Below are 21198 nucleotides of genomic sequence, written 5' to 3'. Positions count from 1 at the left end.
GTAAAAAAGTATTATTAGATAGCGGTAAAGCTATAATAGACATTGATAGAGTACGTACTATTTTCTTTTCCCACTAAACTTTGGGCATCCGCAGGAGATACGGTATATCTTACATTCAGTTGCCGGTCCAAAACAGGTGTTCCGTTAAAAAGTATTTTTTGGGGAGTTTTGGATAAGGGTGCAATTACAGAACTTCCGTCAATTCCAATCTGTAAAATGTTGGAATTGATGCTGGTCTGGAGGCCACTTTTTTTAAAATAATTTTCATCCGATTTTACATACAGTTCAAAACTTTCGTTGTTGGATAATGTAATTTGGTTTGGAATTATTTGGGTCTGACCATTGGCGTAAAGGGTTGCTGTATTAAAATTGAAGTTTACATTTCGTCCGGAGCTGGGGATGGTGATTTCCGACCGGGGAAGCACCTTCAACTGAAAAGCAGTATTCTGAAGACTGTTGATTGAATTATCTGTACTTCTGGCATTGAGGTTCAATTCAAATGTATACGTTCCGGCTTCAAAAAAATAGTTCTTAAAATCATCCGCAGATACGTAAAGCTCTGGAATGAAGCTACTCCTATTTCCTTCTACAACATTTAGATTACCCGCCGAAAAATTCTGAAAATTGGCTGATAAGGCCTTGGTCGTGAGACTAGGTCCATTACTGCCCAATTTGATGCTTGCTATATTTCTGGTTGCAGGAACACCTTTAGAAGACGTGAATTGAACGTTATTGGACGCAGCTTTTGCCCAAAAATTAAAATCGACCGTATGTGCGATTTCCGTATTCCCTAGATCCCACACCCGCGTGCCTGTACTGCGATAGTCATTCAAAGAAGATATTTCTATATATTTCGTTAAAGAGGTTGTGACCCATTTTATGGATGGAGAAATGACTAAAATTGTTTTAAAATTACGTGGGGTGAAGTCGTTATAATTCTGAGCAATATCCATGGAGTAATTCCCTGCCTTGAAGGCATTGGATGCAAATTGTGAGGCAGGAATTTTAAATGTAAAATTGATATTTCCCCTGTTGAATCCTCCCCCAAAACTGGTGGATGGCGGTTCAAACCATTTTACAGAACTTGTACTGAAGAACTGAAAACCTGGTAAAGAACCCGAAAGTCCTACAGATGGCAATTGACCACCCATACTTTCTAACTGCCAAAGAAGAACAGAACTTGGTAAGGTAAGTAATGAAGAAGAGTGCGTAAAAGTTGGTCCGGAGGTAGAGGTAAATGTTGGAGCTATCGGTCCAAATCCAAAAAATGTATAATCCCAGTTTGTTCTATTTGCATTTGTCATTAACCTTGTAGGTACAGAGGTAAATTCAACCCTGTTAAAAATATTATTTTCCGGGATAGAGAGATACACATCCTGAGCTTTCATGACTGATCCCAAGCTCACGATAAAAATTGCTGCTAAAAAAAAACTCCTCATTTTCATACTTCTAAATTTAAAACTTTTTCACCTTAATGGTGGTGTCTTTCTTCTTATATTCAAAAATGACAGTTGCTGAATAGCCATCTTTCGTAACCAGAATAGTCTGGCTGGGCTGAGTATAGATGTATTTATCGTTTTCAATATAAAGTTCGTATTTTCCGTCTTTCAAGAAAAACTCAAACTCATTTTTTTGGTTGACCACGGCGGTAGAGATCACTCCATCTTCACCTTTTGCATACACGATTATGCCCGTTACATCAGTCTCCAAAACATCGTAGGCTTGTTTGATCTCCTTTAATTTACCACTTATTCTCAGGTTTTTTACCAAGCCCACTTTTCGGTTGATATTGCTGGTAACCATCATTACAGGATCTATCATCAATCTTGCACCCGCACTTTCGTTCACCTTCAGTGTGTAAATACCTTCAGGCACATTTTGAAAAATTACTTTTCCATTTTTATCCGTCATCGCAACATAATTGTCCAGCTTTACAATTTCATTGGCGAATACCGGTTCGCCTGACTCCAGAAGTCCATTGAAATTTTTATCTTCAAAGAACTGGAAGGTCACTTTATGATTTCCCAAAGCCGTGGCTGTAGTTAAATATTTTTTAATCCCCAATCTGAACTGGTAATAGCTTCCACTGCTTGCATATTCAGCCGTAGATTTATACCCGGAAAGATTGAAATAACCTGTGCTTGACCATGAAGGCGAAATCTTATATTCCAGATTACCTGTGACATTGGTATTTAAATTTTTATAAAGTTCAGAATAGAAAGTTCCGGCTGAGAAAGACCCGATCAGATTATCATTAAACATCTGCAAATTATAAGAGGCGTATACATTGTAGTTGGCAAAATTACGGTCTACGTCGTAATAAGAATTTAAATCAAAAACATTGGTCGCGTTCCATTGGGCTGTTCCGTTGAGGGAGAATGATTTATATCTGTAAGATAAAGTTGTTTTCAAACTGTTAAACCAATCTGTCTTATTATCCTCTTTTGAATAAGAATATTCCGCTGTCAAGTTTAATCCATGGGATCCCATTATTGTACTGATGTTGGCCTCCAATCGGTAAGAAAAAAGTTCGTGCGATGTCTGAAAATTAGCTGTTTTTTGCTTTTCAATTTTAGGAGAAACCAGAAAATTCCAATTCTTTGCAGAAAACTGATACCCTGATGCCAACGCTTCTGTACTGTTAAAATAATAACGCAAATTAGTTGTTTCAGATTGGATTGGTGAACTCTGGTAACTCAGGAATTCAGGATCCACCTGCGAATTCTGATATTGTAAAAACGCACGCTGAGAATCAGAAAACTGACGACTGATTCGTTGATTTGAGAAAAAAGATCCTCTTTTGATCCCTGCATAACTTTTGGTAGCAAAAGAATTAATGGATTGTACATCCCATATCCCTATTTTTCCCTCATAATTGGCTCCCATTAAGGCTCCTGCATTTTCATCTTGGTTCAAAAGACCTTTTTCGTGGCTCAAACCCACCTCTGTGCGGATTGTGTGTTTTTCGTTAATTAAAAATGATGTTACCGTGCTCGCCAGCTGGGTATCTACGTGTAAACGCGGATCATGATCGAATATATAAGACACTTTTCCACTGAAAGATTTAGTATTCCCAAAACCATATTTTGCACCCACAATAGAAGATCCCTGAACTTGTTGGAAATAAGTACCATACAGATTATAATTATTTTCGAGTGCAAGAATTTCAACTTGTTTATTATTAGCAATTTGAGTTGAAAATTTCGCACCTCTTCCAAAAACCGGGTATTCATAATCACTACTATTTACGTTACCCAAACGTAATTTAGTATTTTTTCTCTCCAGTTCCAGCCAGGTATCATATAGATTATAACGGCCGCCTTCAGAAAAGTAATCTGCACCGATGTTGAACCGTGATTTCACATTTTCTGTCATCTGAAACGCTGTGTTTCCTCTCAATTGAAGATAATTGAAACCTGAACTGTTTTCGTTATAGCTCATTTCCGCAAAATTGCTTCCGCTCACCGATTCGGTTCCCTTGGCAATTTGTCTGTTGTTTGATAAAATCAGTAAGCGGAGCGTATTACTTCCCACGATTTCATTATTCAACAAGTCAGTGGCGATTGCGTTGATATTAAATTCCGGAAAAAGCGTATTTTGTTTTCTGATCACAATTTTGATCTCGACCGTTTGTTTTTCTAAAGCTTCCAGAGAAACATTCTGTTGTTTTGGCATCATTTCTAAGCCATCAGGAATAGATTGCAAATCAATTTTTACGGTTCTTTTGCTGTAGCCCTGGTTTTCTACAACTATTAGAATTGAAGAGTTTGGCGCTGCAGGATTAATGAAATTTTCGTAAGCCTCCGTATAAATTGCTATGTTTTTGTTCTCATCTTTTTGAACAAAAAACGAGTCACTTTCAGTTTTTGTGACCGTTGAGGTAATGTATGAAAGCTGGAATTTAATCTCATTCGATTTTAGTTTCATAAAATCCACATTGGCGATCAGTTTTACAGGAAGCTTTTTAGACTGACCGGCGCCCAAGATGAAGTCATTTTTAGGATAGAAAAGAATTCCCGGATAATTCTCATGAGGCATGATATTCTGAATACTAACCGCTTCAGAGCTTTTATTCTCTATGATCAGGAAATTAGTAAACGTAGAACCTTTTTCAACAGCTACACTGTCATTTTCAAAATAGATTTTGATATCCTTCTTTTCCTGTGCAAAGGCAAACGAGAAGTGCAGAAGAACAAATGCAATAAGGAAGACTGTTCTTCTTAGGATGAAAATCGATATTCCATTCTGTGGTTTCAAGACTTAATTTTAAAATTTAAAGTTTTTCTCGCCTACCCGTAAATCATTGGATCCTGCCATTTTGATAATAGCCACGCCAAGGAAATTCCCTGAGATGCCTTCAGGTAAAGAAAATTGAACGACCTGATCGGTATTGGGAAGCATGGAGATTGAAAGTGCAGTTAATTTTATTTCCTTACCACTGTCTGTATTGGTCAGTTCAAATTCAACGGTCGCATCATTGATCGTGTTTCCATCATTATGGATGCTTACTGCGACTTTTCTGCTTCCTGCATTTTCACCAGAAACTTCTGCAATATTTGTAATATCCAGGCTTTTTACCTGGTTCCCAGATGGTGTATAAAAAATATGAAGCCCAACCTCAAATAAGGTAATAATACCAATACCGTTTTGAATACGTGCCTGATCTGCCTGCTGTGGAAGTTGCGTGAAAAACAGCATACAGTTTGTAACACCTGACTTCGATGCCTCTGCCGGAATCTGCATGGTTACTACAATCTCTTTTGTACTTTTGGCAGGAACTGTTACAGAGTTTTCTAAGGTGGACACCCAAGCGGCATTGGAAGTTTTTGAACTGCCTGCGTCAAGATAAACTTTATTTCCGGTTTCATCTCTAATCCAATCTTTATAATTAAGATTAAAAACATAATCCTTGTCTGAGCTGTTCTGAAGCGTTACTGTCTGTGTCACTTTTTCTCCTGGATTACCTGTGAAAAACAGACGTGTAGGCGACATCGAGATACTTTGTGCCAGAGATTGAGAAGCAGCTGTGAAGATAAGGAAAACGAAAAGGTGAATAAACTTGTGCATGGTGTAAATTGTTTAAAAATAAAAGATTCCCAAAACTACTGAAAACGGTACTAAAGAACCTTTATAAACTTAAAAAATTTTATTATAAAGCGGTAGCAGTATAAGTTACTGTTTGAGTATACGTTCCAGCTGGTTTACCTAAAATATCTGCAGAAGATGATTTCGATGCAGGAATCGTGTAATCCAGGTTCAAGGTTAATGCGCTTCCCAGAGGAGCATTTGACACTAAAGTCTGATCCGTTGCAGATAAAACGACAGCGGTTTTTGTTCCGCCCATCGTTCCGGCAGCTGTAGCGGCTTTGATCGTCAAAACATTTACAGGGATCAAGTTGGTTCCATTCATGAAATTTGCACCTCCTGCTTTTACTTTGACGTTAAAGTTCTTCGTTGAGGTCACTTTTAAAGAGTTTGCTTTAGTAATCGTCTGATCAGAGTTATAATCTGCTGCAGTAGCGTAGTTGAAGTCTACCGTATTTCCGATTGCAGTACTTCCCGCATCAATAGAGATGACATCGTTCAGGGTGATGTTTACGGTTGTTGTTGCAGTCGTATTCTGTGCATGTACAGCGTTAGTTCCTAATATGATTGCTCCGAAAGTTAAGGCTGCCATTACTATTTGTCTTTTCATGATATTTCTATTTAATTTTTATTTTTGTTTAATTGTTCTCTTTTGAACACTGCAAATTTACAGCGGCAATAAAAATTTCTTTGTAGTTGAAAATGGAAGTTGTTGTAGTAAAATAACTACACGGTTTATTGATTTGATCAAAAAGAAAATCCTTCGCTTTCTAAGTGTTGAGGGCTTTTCTACAAATACTGTTATTTCTATTTTAGAGCTATTGTAATATTGAATACATACAAAATCAAAGGCCTCTTGTAGGAAGCCTTCGAAACACCAAATCACAAAATATTAATATGAAAAAATTTACTTATAAAGCTGTTGCAGTATAAGTTACTGTTTGAGTATACGTTCCGGCTGGTTTACCTAAAATATCTGCAGATGATGATTTCGATGCAGGAATCGTGTAATCCAGGTTCAAGGTTAATGCGCTTCCCAGAGGAGCATTTGACACTAAAGTCTGATCCGTTGCAGATAAAACGACAGCGGTTTTTGTTCCGCCCATTGTTCCGGCAGCTGTAGCGGCTTTGATCGTCAAAACATTTACAGGGATCAAGTTGGTTCCATTCATGAAATTTGCACCTCCTGCTTTTACTTTAACGTTAAAGTTCTTCGTTGAGGTCACTTTTAAAGAGTTTGCTTTAGTAATCGTCTGATCAGAGTTATAATCTGCTGCAGTAGCGTAGTTGAAGTCTACCGTATTTCCGATTGCAGTACTTCCCGCATCGATAGAGATGACATCGTTCAGGGTAATGTTTACGGTTGTTGTTGCAGTAGTATTCTGTGCATGTACAGCGTTAGTTCCTAATATGATTGCTCCGAAAGTTAAGGCTGCCATTACTATTTGTCTTTTCATGATATTTCTATTTAATTTTTATTTTTGTTTAATTGTTCTCTTTTGAACACTGCAAATTTACAGCGGCAATAAAAATTTCTTTGTAGTTGAAAATGGAAGTTGTTGTAGTAAAATAACTACACGGTTTATTGATTTGATCAAAAAGAAAATCCTTCGCTTTCTAAGTGTTGAGGGCTTTTCTACAAATACTGTTATTTCTATTTTAGAGCTATTGTAATATTGAATACATACAAAATCAAAGGCCTCTTGTAGGAAGCCTTCGAAACACCAAATCACAAAATATTAATATGAAAAAATTTACTTATAAAGCTGTTGCAGTATAAGTTACTGTTTGAGTATACGTTCCGGCTGGTTTACCTAAAATATCTGCAGATGATGATTTCGATGCAGGAATCGTGTAATCCAGGTTCAAGGTTAATGCGCTTCCCAGAGGAGCATTTGACACTAAAGTCTGATCCGTTGCAGATAAAACGACAGCGGTTTTTGTTCCGCCCATTGTTCCGGCAGCTGTAGCGGCTTTGATCGTCAAAACATTTACAGGGATCAAGTTGGTTCCATTCATGAAATTTGCACCTCCTGCTTTTACTTTAACGTTAAAGTTCTTCGTTGAGGTCACTTTTAAAGAGTTTGCTTTAGTAATCGTCTGATCAGAGTTATAATCTGCTGCAGTAGCGTAGTTGAAGTCTACCGTATTTCCGATTGCAGTACTTCCCGCATCGATAGAGATGACATCGTTCAGGGTAATGTTTACGGTTGTTGTTGCAGTAGTATTCTGTGCATGTACAGCGTTAGTTCCTAATATGATTGCTCCGAAAGTTAAGGCTGCCATTACTATTTGTCTTTTCATGATATTTCTATTTATTTTTTATTTTTGTTTAATTGTTCTCTTTTGAACACTGCAAATTTACAGCGGCAATAAAAATTTCTTTGTAGTTGAAAATGGAAGTTGTTGTAGTTAAATAACTACACGGCTTATTTCAACGAAAAGCCCTCAACATTTACATGTTGAGGGCTTTTATAATAATTATTTGTTTTAATTACAATGCGGTCGCAGTATAAGTTACTATTTGCGTATATGTTCCTTTAGGTTTTCCTAAAAGAACTTTTGACGCTTTTTCTGCCGAAATAGAATAAGCAATATTTAAAATTCGTTTTGCACCTAGACTTGCATTACTCACCAGAACCTGATCATTTGTAGATAAAGTAACTTCATTCATAGTTCCCATTAAACTTCCGCCGGATATTGCTTTAACCTGTAATACATCTACAGGAATAAGATTTGCGCCGTTAATAAAATTTGCGCCGTCAGATTTTATTTTTACATCAAAATTTTTGGAGGAATTAATAATTAAACTATTGGGCACCGTTACACTTTTTGAAGAATTATAATCTGTTGTATTAACATAATTAAAATCTACAGTGCCTCCTGAAGCAACACTTCCTTGGTCAATTGAAATTACATCTGCCAAAACGATATTAACTGATGTACCCACATGGTCAGAATTTTGTGCTGAGACCTGGCTGCTTCCTAAAGATATCAATCCTAAAGAAAATACAACCATAACCATTTGTTTTTTCATAATCGGAAATATTTAACGTAACTGCAATAAAAGATGTTATTAAAATTAATTATACTAACAAATATGATAAATCAAATGTAGTACCATTATCTCACATAACCAAAGATTTTATTTGAATTTAATTAAATTAAACAATTAACAATATACGTCCGCAGCTTTTAATCATGGTAAATACTTATGACTGGTATTGTTCATGCTCAAACTGTCATTTGACTTAGATCGTCAATGAAATCTTAACAGTAAAAAACTTTACATTAATGGTCTGATATGGTGAATACCGGATCAATATTTTTTTTTAATGTTTCAAAAGCTTCTTTTGCTATTCTGGTCAAGAAAACTTAGGATACTTTTAATAATTTATCTTAATACATAATTAGTTCGACATATCCGGTGTTCCTAACGAACACAGCTTTCAATTTTTATTTATAAACTTTTTATTATATTTAATCCAATAGTGATCTCTTCATTTACTTCTTTCTCCATATCTGAAAAATCTATATTTTCATCAGCTTTTTTCTCCCATCTCAATGCACATTCTGAAAGTCTGAAAAGACCGGTAGTTCCTGCAGTGCCTTTAAGTTTATGAAGAATTATTTTGGCAGACACTGCATCTTTTACTGCTGCTGCATTACCAATATCATCCTTTGTTTGGATAAGTTCTTTAATTACAAGGTTTAAAAATATTGTTTTAAAATCATCATCATCACCTATCTGCTCTCTAAACATATCCATATTGATGTATTTTTCCGTTGCAATTACTGCTTGGCCCTCAACACCCATATCTTGTTCAATGGCAATATATTTTTTGAGCATTTCTGAAAGATTTGCCTGACGCAAAGGTTTTGGTAAAAAATCATTCATTCCAGATTCCAGACATTTTTCTTTTTCTCCCAATACGTTTCCAGCTGTCACTCCAATAATTGGTACATTTTCATATCCTGGTAAAAGGCGAATCTGTTTCGTAGCTTCAATACCGTTCATCACTGGCATTTGTACATCCATTAGGATTACAGAGAAATCTTTTTTCTTACATTCTTCCACTGCCTCCAAACCATTTACCACTTCTGTAAGATGCACATCAGGCATCAGTGATTTCATCATTCTATTATTAAGAACCATATTTACGGGATTATCATCTACTAAAAGAACTTCCAGCTTTTCCATAAAAGGAAAACAATGTTTTTCCAAATGTTCAGGAGCCGCCACTTCCGTCACTTTACTTTGCGACAGACGTTTAAGAGTTCTGTAAAGATCATCAGACTTAATAGGCTTCAGCAGAAAATAAGAATCATCTTCCTTGCGGAAAGAATTAATAACATCATGTTCTTCTGAAGAAGTATGAAGAATCACCAGTGGTGAGGTCTCTTTTTTTTCATTGAATAGCTCTCTGATCTTAGTAATTGTTTCCAAACCGGAAATTACCGGCATATGATAATCCATCAGTATCACATCGAAACGGTCACCCCTTAGCAAAATCTGTAAAGCTTCCATTCCGTTGGAAGCCAATGTAGATTCTATATTTTTATAGGTTAGCATGTGTTGAAGAATGATTCTGTTTGCTTCATTATCATCCACCACAAGGACTTTTTTTATTGTAAGATCGTCGTACTCACTGGATTTTGATATTTCATAAGGGATTTCAATGTCGAAGAAAAACTCAGAGCCTTTTTCATGGGTGCTGACCAATGAAAGATGACTTCCCATATATCCCAGAATATTGTTTGATATTGTAAGACCAAGACCCGTTCCTCCATAACGTTTACTTATAGAGCTGTTTTCCTGAGTAAAAGCATCAAAAATATGATTTTGCTTTTCCAAAGGTATTCCTATACCTGTATCTCTTACAGAAAATCTCAGAACAATATTCTCATCATCCATACTGAGTTTTTCCACCTTAAGTTCAATTTCTCCTTTTTCAGTAAATTTAACGGCATTACCAAGAAGGTTAATAAGGATTTGTTTTAATCTAGCTTCATCAAGTAAGATAGTTTTTGGAAGTCCTGGTTCTATATTTAAAAGAAGTTCAATATTTTTTTTCTGAGACTGGTAAAGAATGACATTGATAACCTGACTCACCATGTCATAAACATCACTTTGATCAATCAAAAGTTCCATTTTACCGGATTCTATTTTAGAAAAATCAAGAATGTCATTAATAATATTTAGAAGATTTTCTCCGGATTCATTGATATAATTAAGGTATTGCGTCTGAATATCATTAAGAGGGGTTCTTAAAAGAAGATCTGAAAAGCCTACCACTCCATTCAGAGGTGTACGGATCTCATGGCTCATATTAGCCAGAAACTCTGATTTTGCTTTACTTGCAATATCAGCCATTTTTTTTGCATTTTTAAGTTCTTCGTTGGTCTTTACAGCTGTGGTAATATTCTGAACTGAGACAATAACTCCTCCGATTTCGTTATCCGAAAGATACCATGGTCCTACTTTCAGATCCAAATGCTGAATCTCTTCTGTACCACTAAGATGAATTGCAAAATCTTCATTGATATATGTTTTACCTTGCAAAGCAGCATGATAAATTTCTTTTCGTTCCACAGGAATGTTTGGTGATACCGCAAAAAGATTCTTTCCAATGATATCATTCTCATTCATTTTGAATTCATCTTTCCATTTGCTGCTTACAGAAATATAGTTGAGATCTTTATCGAACATCGCAACTGCAACAGGAACATACGTTACAAAAGATTGCATCATTGCTTCTTTTTTAGCAATATCAAGAAACATTTTCTTGAAAACATCAATATCCTGAATGATGCCAAAAACTCTGATACACACACCATCTTCAAATTCCGGAATTGCTTTCACCCTTACCCAGATTGTCACACCATCATTGCGAACGAGCTGGAATTCATCATCATACGGAATCCCTTCATTTACTGCTCTGTTGAATAAAAATTCAACTCTTTCTCTGCTATCGTCTGTATAAAAACCAATAGCAGTTTCCAAATCAGGCTGATAGTCGTTGCCAATCTTATGAATTTCTTTAGTACTTTGAGACCAGAAGAGGGTATTCTTTTTCAAATTCACTTCCCAACCACCTACTTGAGCTACAGAGCTTGTTTGTTCAAGAATTTTTTTTGTATGAACGAGATCTTTTTCTAAAGTCATTCTTTCAGTGACGTTCAAGGCCGTACTAATAATGTAAGGCTTTCCTTCCTCGTCTAACTCAACAAGATTGTGATACATCCACACCTGCTCCACTCCATTTTTCGCCTTTAAAATCATGGTTCCAAAGTCTTCCCTTTCTTTTTTGATACGATTTAAATACTCTTGTAGAGAAGGCCAGTTATGCTCCGGAACAAGATCTTTAAGGTTTAAATTTTCCACCTCGTCAACAGAATAATGCAGCATTTCTCTCCCTTTTTCATTCACCGCAAGAATGTTACCGTCCATATCATGCATACTCATTAAGCCAATAGCATTTTCAAAGAAACTCCTGAAACGTCGCTCCGAGCTTTCTAACTGACGTTTTTCTTCACTCTCCTTGGTGATGTTGGTTCCGAAACAGAAAATTTCAGAAAGTTCTTGATTGAGTTTAAAAACCCATTCTACAATAACAGAACTTCCGTCATCACTATTTTTATACGTAGTAAAAGATGCCTCCTGGGCCCCCTTCATCAAATCTTTCATCGTTGAAAGATCTTTGTTCGGTTCACCGAAAATCTCGGTAAAGCTACGCCCTATCACCTCTGCTTTTTTTAATAGGAATATTTTCTCGACTACCGGATTGAAATTCTTAAACTTCAATTTGTCATCCAGAACGCAGATCAGATTATTAGATATATTGAAGATCTGCTGAAAATATTCTGCATAAATTGTTTTTCTCCTTGCTGTTAAAAGTTTAGAAATAACATCTGAAAGCTTTTTAAGTGCAGTAATCTGACTGTCTGTGATTGCTCTGGGTTTATAATCAATTACACAGATTGTTCCTAGCGCAAAACGTTCGTCATCAAAAAATGGTATTCCTACATAAAATCGTATTCCTCCTTGTAAAACTAATGGATTTAAACGGGTTCTTTCATCCAAAAGAGTATCATTGATAATGATAATTTCTCCAGTGGAGATTGAATATTGACAAATTGTATTCTCCCTCGCTACAGAGTCGATTTCCAAACCTACACAACTTTGAACAGTCTGCATCTCGCTTTCCATAATCGAAATTAAAGAAACTGGACAATCGGCTATTAGACATGCCGTTTCTGCAAAAATATCGAATTGAGGATCTTTTCCTAAGTTCAGAAGATCAAAATATTCTAATTTTTTCAATCGCTCTAACTCATTATCAGAAAGTGTATAATTTAACATATCAAAAACAAAATTATTTAAATATAAACAATTATCATAATATATTTCACAACTTTAAGTAAATTATAAAAAAATATTGAATTGGTTCACTTATGTAATTAAGCCAACAAGTGTATCAACCGTTAGGTAGGTCGTATCGTTGTCTACTTACCGACTTTGATACTGCCTTTTTAAGGAATAAATTAAATCCAGTAACAGCACTATTGAAGTATGGTTGTTTATTTTGTAACAATCAATCTGCAATAGTACCTAAAATTTCACAATATTGTAGCTCAACTTTAGAAAAGGCATGCCGAATGCACTGGAATAATCATCAAAATTGTCCTTTTCAACGATGTAAATCCCTACCATCGCTTCAAATCTTTTATATTGATAGCCCACACCTATTTTATAAGCTTGAAATTGAAAATCAACTTCACTGGTTCTACTAAAATTAATTTGATCATTCGGATCTCGGTCATAAACTTCTGTTACGTGGAACAGTGTATTATTATTCATAAATCCATAACCTAAACTTGCGATAATCTGATGATTGATGTTTTTTAATGGAAAATATTGTTTTAACTGAATTTCTGTATCTGCAATAATTCTCATATGCTGATCAGTTGTGAAATAATTATTTGGATTATTCAGGTTATTATCAGAATATAACTGATCATACCTGAAACTTTGATTAATACCAATTGTCGTGTTCTTAAGGAAGTAATATTCTATGCTTAAATTTATACTGTTACCGGACAAATGTTTATCCCTGTTGTATAGAAAGAACTTATTGGTGGTGTACAGACCTTCCGCATTCTTAAAGTTAAATGGAACAATTCTAAACTCAAATCCGGCATCAACTTTAAATTTCTGCTGTTGTGTTTCTTGTGCGAAAATAAATGACGAAAAAAATAGGATGTTTGAAATTAAGATTTTTTTTGATTTCATGATAATTTATAAGGATTTTTTTTATGTAGGGAATTATTTTATTTAACACAATTTTAAATCAGTTAAACTATAAAAATAAAGAGTTGCTTAAACTGTAATAATTTTATATGAAGTAGAATTTCTAAATGATTACGTTTTGAAATTAATCAGTATTAAATGCTTTGCATATTTCAGTCTTCTGGGATTTTGATATAAAATTAAAATTTAAGCTTTCTCCATTTAAAGTATACATATCTATAAGCAGGATATATATGTAGATTTTTCAATACTCTGATTTTAAGGTTTTTTCTGGTGGGATTTATCGGTATGCTGGTTAATTTTTCATCAATTATTTCTAATAAAAGCTTATAAATGGTGTGGAAATATTTGTCTCTATCACGTCTGTTCGTTGCAATAAGCAAATTCAGCAAGTATCTATTGTTAAAAGGAGAAGTAACGATATTGTAAATATTCGAAATCGATTTGCTGCTTCCTGCCCAATTCGGCATTTTGTGCTCCCAATAAATAGAATCTAACAGATCAACTTTATCATCTGTTTCACTGAACCACTGAGATAAAGCTTCTTTTTCATAGTTTCCACATCTAACTCCTATAAAATAACAAATATCATCAATCGATATCTTTCCAGGCAGAGGATCATAAAAGTTTCTCGCAACCTCGCTGACATTGCCGTTAATGAGATAATTGTCTGGATAGTAATTATTCATTACAGTTGAAATCTTACGAATTTTCTCGTCATCTTTCCAAAGCTCCGTAATTTTATCATCTAATTTTATCGAAGCTAAATTATAATTTATCACAGTTAAATTTTTTTCGAAATGTTGAGCTATTTTCTGAGCTATTATAACATCTTGCTTACTATTTTCTGATTGATGATTTAATACATAATAATTGATATTTTTTGAATAGATAATGATGATGCAATAATACTCTTGAATCCCAACCTGCAGTTATCGCTATTCCTAAATTCTTTCTTTCTACCATACTGCTCACCGTATTCTTAAGGATTCTCAAAACCAAATAAGCCACCTGCCGATTATCAAGCTTTTGAGTGATCATTGTTCGGGAATATCTGTTGTATTTACGCACAATGACGTTATAATAAAAATTTGAAATAAGCTTTGTAATAGATCTATAAGGTGTTCTGCTGAAAATATTTATTTTTTTATCAGCAATATAAGGAGGTAAATTATCGTGAAAGTCGTTGTTTCCGGAAATCTTTGCGATGATATTGGGTTGAGAACTGATATACAAGTCAGTCTCATCATGACAGATGAAAACTTCTAATTGACCAGTTGCATCATTAAGGATGTAAGTATTATCAATTTCCAATAAAATTATAATAAAAAATCCTGACAGCTTTTCAATTTTTTTTAATTTGTCAATAGACTGTAATTTTTGAAGAGATTCTACGATTTCTTGATTACATTGAGATGTATTCACATAATCGAAACATTCGCCAAAAAAGATAATGTTCTTAAAACAAACTAAATTTTCATTATTAGAAGGGTGAATGCAGATCTTCAAATCAGAATGATCAAAATTACTAGTTCCGGTGATCGAAAAATCCTTTTTATTAGTACTAATAAAGTAATGAAAGGGGGAGATTTGAGTCATGTAAAAAATGTATTGGAAGGTCAATAACACCTATTTCACTACTGAAAGAAATGCAAAAAAAAGATGAGTTATTTTCATTTTCTAGTGAAATAGTTTTATTTTCATGATTCACAATTCAATATTATCAAGTTTATATAATTGAAAATCAATAAATTAAAAATTTTATTAGTATTATGGATGTTTTGATTATTGGAGACAATATTAAGTATTATTTGTTATCATATCAATAAAAATACTGAAAACTTGATAAATAATTTTAGATTAGAAAGATAATTCACTATTTAATCAGTGAATTATCTCATTTTAACTTTTTTCCTACTATAATGATTTATTTTTCGAATCTAAATGTAGTTTTTTACAGATTAATGTTTGAGAATTCTATCCTTTGTTAAAATTATAATGTATTTTAATTACAAATTTGTTGAATGATGTAAAATATTTCCTGCTTTAGGCCTCTCCCATCTAAAAATCATTACTGAGTCGAATATTCTGCAGACACAGAATCTCTAGATATTATTTTGTATGCATTCAAATTAGGTCTGATCGTAGTCAATCAAAGCATCAGATTATTCGTATTCAAAAACAGTATTGCAATATAGGCATGTTGATAACCCTGAAGTGTAGGATGATGAATAAGGCTGCTCTTGAACATACCTATTTCAACACTCTGAAAGCTGGAGGACAAACATTACATAATTTTTTGTATTTATAAAAAATATGTTAATATCAGATAACTTTTTTTCAATTCATAATAATTCACTTTTTCGATTGTGAATTATTCTGTAATTAGAATAAATAATTATTTAATAAACAGTTTTTATAAAACAGCTTCAATATTTTATATATATTTGACGGGCAATTTATATTGTAAATCCTATAGTGAAATATTATTCGCTAATAAATAAAGTTTAAAAAGACGTGATGTTTAAATTTACTTTCTTGAATATTTTTTTGTCAGTATTTTTGATTCCTCTGATGATGCAGTGTGACAACAGAGGTGAGAATCCGTGTGATCAATACACCAATGTATTAAATGAGCAGGATTTGATACTGATTTCTCCTACCAAGCTGTCATATGCACAGAGTGAATCAATAAAGTTGAAATTTTCAATCCCATCGAAAATGAAAGTCAATTCAAAGTATATTGATATTTTTCAGGCAACAAAACAATCCACTGGAATTTTGAGAATAAATCTTTCTGAGCTTTTTCAGGACAATAACGTCAACTTTGTAAAAGGAAAGAAAATTGATGATTTCAGTTCGTCTCCGGTCTACAACAGCGTGACTGATAGTTATGAATTAGAAGTTGATATTATACTTAACAGAAAAGGTATCTATTCATTTGATTCTTTTGCAACTTTTCAGGATAGGGAATTCGAAGAAGGGCAATGCGTCTTTATCCAAATAATTACAAGTATCAAAGGGAATAACATTTCTGACAATAGATTTGAATTTGTTGTCACCTAAATGAATTTACATGAAAAAGATTATCTGCTCAAATATATTTAAAAGTAAAAAAGGTATGATATTTTAATTAGCAGATCTGTATTAGTAACGCTGCAATGAAATTTACTTTCAATATCAGAAAAAAGAATATTTTTACAACATGGTTGGCGGAAATTATCGCCTCAACCTGTAATCTACAAGTCTTTAAAACCATTTAAGCAGTGGTACAATATGACTTATTGTTACCTTACTGCGAAAATCTGGTCAATTGTAATCTTCAAACCCAACTTTCTAAATTGACGAAAAGTTTAAAATATATTTTCCGGATCATAATAACTATTTTATTTCTTGGAACAGTCTATTTTGTTTCAAAATGGAATAAGATTGATATTGATAAAAATATCGGAAAATCAAGGGAAGTAAACAATCTTAATTCCAAAGTTTTCGATCCGGCTTTTATCATGTACGACCCTGCAAAAATACGTACTGACCTAGAAATATTTGAAAGAAAGGGTGATACGGTATCTTTCAACTTAAACATCACCAAAAGTTTGAGATCTGATCACATTTATTTTTTGAATTTTAACAGTGGAGATGGGTTTACGGGAGTTAATTTAAAAGTATCAAAATTCGGAAATTTCTTTTACACATCATCCGAATATTATACTGATAGCAAAAGTATGCTTGATTTTTTAGAATCCGAAAGATACACTGTGAAGAAACAGAAATTAACACTCGATAAATCTCAATATAAAAAAGGTGACAGTATTTTTGGAAAAATAGAACTGCAGATAAAATTTAATCCAACTGATTCAATAACTAATTCTAAAGGATATTTCAGAAGCATTATTGAGTAACTATGTCTGCTAAAGAAGCCTTTTAAAATATACAAACGTAAATCAGAAGTTAAATCACTCAAATTCTAAGCTGTCAATATTCTGAATCACTTTTATGTTTAATTGATAAGAAGTGTATTGGTATAATTCTGTTAATCAGGTAGAATCCTACAAGTATGGATAATTCTAAATTATGCCAAGATGCAACAACTATTCAATTAAATCATCATAATTTGTAGTTATTACATAGCCTATATTTTTTCTAGTTTTTTTTAAAACCTTTAGCTATGACCCTTTGTCATAATTAAAGTATAAATTTGACGAAAGTTTTGAAATATAAATTTTAAACCTACTCAAACTGATCCCCTCACCCATTTTCTTATGAAATATATCATCTATTTCCCTGAACTTCCCATTGCGATCTACTAGTAAGCTTTCATTAAATTCTTTCTCAATCATAGTAGCAATTTTTTTATAATTAAATGACTGATTTCTAGTCTTACGTTTATTTATAAAGATTACGTTCTCTTTGGGTTTTGCTCACATTTTCATGCAGTGTTCTGCTGCTTTTAAGCATACTGCATTTGAGCACCAATTTAAAACTGAATTGTTATCATGCTCAAATATTGGTCGGTTGCTATCGAATTGAAAAACAGAAAAATACTAAATACTGGAAAGGTTACAAATCTTTTAAACTTCTTAATGATATCAACCTGGTAATTCTGAACTATTATAATCATTCTGAATATCAAAATAATTATTAACCATATTCTTACTCATAGTTTGGAAGAACAATCTCGGGTTTGGGTGTCTCCTGATCATTTTGAAAAAGCCCCATCAACCACTTATTTCCTTTACTGCCGACTACAGACACCAACCCGTTTAAAATTCCCACCCCTAGCTTGGATTTTGGATAACCAGTTTAGGTATTCCAGGAGGCAGTTTTTGACATTTTTCAACATATGGTCGTATCTTATTTTCATAAGCTTCAAATGCTTCCTGATATGAATTCGCAGTAGAAATTTCGCCTGCTAAAATGTAGGCTCCTGACATAGCCAAATCAGTTCCTTTACCGGCTATAGGTGTCGCACAATAAGCGGCATCACCGACAATAACAGCTCTCCCCTCGCTCCATTTTGGTGACTTCACCTGACTAATCCGGTCAAAATAAAGATCTGTGGTGTTACCAATTTCTTTGATCAAACGTTCAGATTCCCAGCCACTACCCTCTATCCGCTTGATTAGTGCAGTCTTTTGTTCTTCAACGGAGAGACCCTAGTACTCATCCTCTTCAGCCGTAAATGTGATCGAAGCCCAGGTGCTGCCATAGTTATCCGGTCGGATCAGAAAAACAATCCCGTTTTGAGCGTTGCACCACCGCGCCCAGCTGCTATCTGTTAATGCTTTACTGATTGTAACATACGCAGTGTATAATCCCAAAAACTTAAATTCAGGCCGTCTGCCGAAAATCAGTTTTCTTGTATGTGAACCAATTCCTTCTGCTTAGATGACCAGATCAAAAGTTTCGGAACTTCCGCTTGCAAAAATAATCTCAACATCATCTTTGGTCTGCTTTAGAGCAGTAATGTAATCATTGAAACGGTATTCCACGTCATTTCTGCTTCGATCATATCCTAATCCTTTTACCACTATATGGAACATTCCTGATAACAGAAATGTTATGACTATATCTATTGTAGACCTTTCATGAAGAAAATTAAAAAATAGTTGATAAGACAGTATTCTGTGTTCAGCTTGCTCAATTCTACTAATAATTCGGTAGTGAGTCCAGCTCAATTCGGTACGCACAGCGTTCCAAATTGGAAATGCGATGAAAAAAGCTCGCATATTATTAAGGTTTCGATCATTAAATCTTTTTCATATTCTACTAATAGATGATTAGCAAGATTCTTCAAGACTGATTTACCATACTTTGCACGAAGCTTACCATTTTGAAATGCCATATCTTCAGCATCCATAAAATAAAAACTAGGTTGAGTAATTTCTTCGAAAAGATAACTCGAAAGAGAGGTGACTTCTGAACAAATAGAACTTAAAAAAAATCATCCTCAAAAGTACTTTGAGGATGATTTTAAGGCTTAATGTACAATCATTTTAAAAGACTTTAAAATTTCATTTTTGGAATCAGAAACTTTTAAAATATAGCTTGCTGAAGTTAAAAAACCAGTTAACTCAAAATTAATTTTCTTTTGTTTTGAAAGGTTTTGCTGATAAACAATTCTTCCTGATGCATCGAAAACTTTCATTTTACAATTTTCTTTTGTCAAAATATCTCCCTGCAACGAAAAATTACCATTATTAGGATTATCAAATAACTGTAAATCTTTACTATCGGCTACCTCATTGCTTCCCAATTCGCCTTTGTAATTAAATCTCGCAATAAAACCTGTATAAAAATTTGTGGTTTGAGGAGGCAATTGCGGTTGGTAGGTTCCTGCTGTTGAAATACCTGTGGAAGCATTAGTAGCACCTACCAAATAAAAATGCCCATTAGCTAGGGGATAAATGGAAATCACCGGGACACTTAAATTTGCAGGACTATTACTTCCTCCATAGTAGGAACACCATTGCTGATTTCCCGTAGTGTCGAACTTAGCAAAATACAATGCGGTTCCGTTTGAGGTACTTACCGGATGGGTCTCCTGATAGGCTCCTGGGGTTGCTATGTTATTGGTTTGTCCGTAGCTAGCTCCGGTAACAAAAATACCATTGTCCGTTAGCGCCAACTGTCCATGAGCCAGAGCATGGTCATAACCATTACTTCCAAAATACGTTCCCCATACCCTGTTTCCTGTTTCATCCATTTTAACCAAAAAATAATCGGTATCTCCTGTGGGTGTCGCTTTAAAAGCTCCCGTAGTAGCAAAATAACTGCTAACACCTGTAAAAAGAAACTGAATGCCAAAAAAATAAATTCCGGTGGCATTTACTCTCAACATTGTGGGAACATCACCTGTTGACGACGGATCACCGATATAGGTGCCCCATACTCTGTTTCCTGTTGCAGTATCCATTTTGGTTAACGCGTTATTTGTAGTTGTTGTTTGCCATGTTCCGGGAGTTGCCATTTGCAAATTCGCACCGTTAGACATAATGTACAGATGATTGTTGTAATAAGCAATGTCAACAACATCTGACCTATTGTAAAAGTAAGTAGTCCATTGCAATTGCCCGGTAGAAGATAGTTTTGTAATAAATACATTGCGATACGGTAGATTAGTGGTGGGATCTATCTCTACAGTATAATTAGGCTGAAAAGTACCTACTGTACCAATATTTTGAAGCTGTGTTGACCCCTGCACGTATATATTTCCGCTATCGTCCTGCAGAATACGTTCTACATTTTCTGGGAGGAACGTTTTCCAAAGTAAGGTCCCGTTACTGCCTTTTTTAAACAGCATTTTCGTTTCTGTAGAAGAGGCATTATTGGGATTTGTAGCAAACCATACATTACTGCTTGCGGCATCTGCTGGCGCATCAAATTTTTTTGTATAAATTCCATTATCGCTTCCGTCAAAAGCCCATTGATACTCGTCGTTGTTGTCATTGGGAGATAAATATTCGCTAAGCAGTGCGTTGCCGGTACTGTTAAAAACTCCGTGTATCGTATTCTCTGATGTACTGCTATCTACATAATTGGTACTGTTAACTACGTATTGATTATACTGAGTATCCGTTAAGGGAGCATACCCAAAAGCAACGGTTCCATTAATATAAATATTATTGGGAAGTGAAGGGTTAAAAAATACATAGCCCATATTATTGGGACCGCTAAGCTCGGTAACTGTAGGTCCGTAGTAGGTACCATACGTTCTTTCGTAATCAAAACTTTGCGACTGGTGCAAAGACGAAAAGACTAAAAATAAATACAATAATATTTTCATATAAGGTTGATTAAAC

The 21198-nt window shown here is 34.3% G+C and carries 16 protein-coding genes; 2 read left to right on the top strand and 14 right to left on the bottom strand.

The window, feature by feature from the left end; translation table 11 throughout:
- Positions 1-14 precede the first annotated feature (14 nt).
- The 11 genes from PGH12_RS01745 to PGH12_RS01695 form a co-directional block, all read right to left on the bottom strand.
- Entirely contained in the window at positions 15-1445 is a 1431-nt protein-coding gene (locus PGH12_RS01745; RefSeq protein ID WP_267599931.1) for a hypothetical protein, read from the bottom strand.
- 10 nt (positions 1446-1455) lie between these two features.
- The gene (locus PGH12_RS01740) at positions 1456-4257 is read right to left on the bottom strand and encodes a hypothetical protein (protein ID WP_267599930.1); all 2802 of its coding nucleotides are present in this window, start codon (positions 4255-4257) and stop codon (positions 1456-1458) included.
- A gap of 9 nt (positions 4258-4266) precedes the next feature.
- Positions 4267-5067, bottom strand: coding sequence for an Fn3-like domain-containing protein (locus PGH12_RS01735; RefSeq protein WP_267599929.1), 801 nt, complete (start codon positions 5065-5067; stop codon positions 4267-4269).
- Positions 5068-5149: 82 nt separating this feature from the next.
- Positions 5150-5695 (bottom strand): peptidoglycan-binding protein LysM, encoded by a 546-nt coding sequence (locus tag PGH12_RS01730; protein WP_267599928.1) that lies wholly within the window; start codon positions 5693-5695, stop codon positions 5150-5152.
- Between the two features lie 301 nt (positions 5696-5996).
- Complete coding sequence (locus PGH12_RS01725) at positions 5997-6542, bottom strand: peptidoglycan-binding protein LysM (RefSeq protein WP_267599928.1); 546 nt, start codon at positions 6540-6542, stop codon at positions 5997-5999.
- Positions 6543-6843: 301 nt separating this feature from the next.
- On the bottom strand, positions 6844-7389 hold the full coding sequence (locus PGH12_RS01720; protein ID WP_267599928.1) for a peptidoglycan-binding protein LysM: 546 nt from the start codon (positions 7387-7389) through the stop codon (positions 6844-6846).
- 190 nt (positions 7390-7579) lie between these two features.
- A complete protein-coding gene (locus PGH12_RS01715) occupies positions 7580-8122 on the bottom strand; it encodes a peptidoglycan-binding protein LysM (RefSeq protein ID WP_267599927.1) in 543 nt (180 codons plus the stop codon).
- A gap of 423 nt (positions 8123-8545) precedes the next feature.
- Positions 8546-12448 carry a response regulator gene (locus tag PGH12_RS01710; protein ID WP_267599926.1) on the bottom strand — a complete coding sequence of 1301 codons (3903 nt, stop codon included), beginning with the start codon at positions 12446-12448 and terminating at the stop codon, positions 8546-8548.
- A 249-nt stretch (positions 12449-12697) separates the two neighbouring features.
- Entirely contained in the window at positions 12698-13378 is a 681-nt protein-coding gene (locus PGH12_RS01705; RefSeq protein WP_267599925.1) for a hypothetical protein, read from the bottom strand.
- A 197-nt stretch (positions 13379-13575) separates the two neighbouring features.
- Positions 13576-14178 carry a hypothetical protein gene (locus PGH12_RS01700; protein ID WP_267599924.1) on the bottom strand — a complete coding sequence of 201 codons (603 nt, stop codon included), beginning with the start codon at positions 14176-14178 and terminating at the stop codon, positions 13576-13578.
- Between the two features lie 58 nt (positions 14179-14236).
- Positions 14237-14995, bottom strand: coding sequence for a hypothetical protein (locus PGH12_RS01695; RefSeq protein ID WP_267599923.1), 759 nt, complete (start codon positions 14993-14995; stop codon positions 14237-14239).
- A gap of 939 nt (positions 14996-15934) precedes the next feature.
- Between PGH12_RS01695 and PGH12_RS01690 the strand changes: the two genes are divergently transcribed.
- Both PGH12_RS01690 and PGH12_RS01685 read left to right on the top strand, forming a co-directional pair.
- On the top strand, positions 15935-16462 hold the full coding sequence (locus PGH12_RS01690) for a hypothetical protein (protein WP_267599922.1): 528 nt from the start codon (positions 15935-15937) through the stop codon (positions 16460-16462).
- A 200-nt stretch (positions 16463-16662) separates the two neighbouring features.
- Entirely contained in the window at positions 16663-17298 is a 636-nt protein-coding gene (locus PGH12_RS01685; protein WP_267599921.1) for a hypothetical protein, read from the top strand.
- Between the two features lie 876 nt (positions 17299-18174).
- On the opposite strand, the gene PGH12_RS01680 is transcribed toward PGH12_RS01685, so the two are convergent.
- From PGH12_RS01680 to PGH12_RS01670, 3 genes are all read right to left on the bottom strand, one after another.
- Positions 18175-18480, bottom strand: a complete 306-nt coding sequence (locus tag PGH12_RS01680) for an FAD-dependent monooxygenase (RefSeq protein WP_267599920.1) — start codon at positions 18478-18480, stop codon at positions 18175-18177.
- 300 nt (positions 18481-18780) lie between these two features.
- Complete coding sequence (locus tag PGH12_RS01675; RefSeq protein ID WP_267599919.1) at positions 18781-19125, bottom strand: DUF1016 N-terminal domain-containing protein; 345 nt, start codon at positions 19123-19125, stop codon at positions 18781-18783.
- Between the two features lie 251 nt (positions 19126-19376).
- Positions 19377-21182: a T9SS type A sorting domain-containing protein gene (locus tag PGH12_RS01670; RefSeq protein WP_267599918.1), complete on the bottom strand. Its 1806-nt coding sequence runs from the start codon at positions 21180-21182 to the stop codon at positions 19377-19379.
- Positions 21183-21198 lie beyond the last annotated feature (16 nt).

The organism is Chryseobacterium sp. CY350 (genome assembly GCF_027945075.1).
Classification (GTDB): Bacteria; Bacteroidota; Bacteroidia; order Flavobacteriales; family Weeksellaceae; genus Chryseobacterium.
This window is presented reverse-complemented; position numbering and strand designations above follow the sequence as displayed.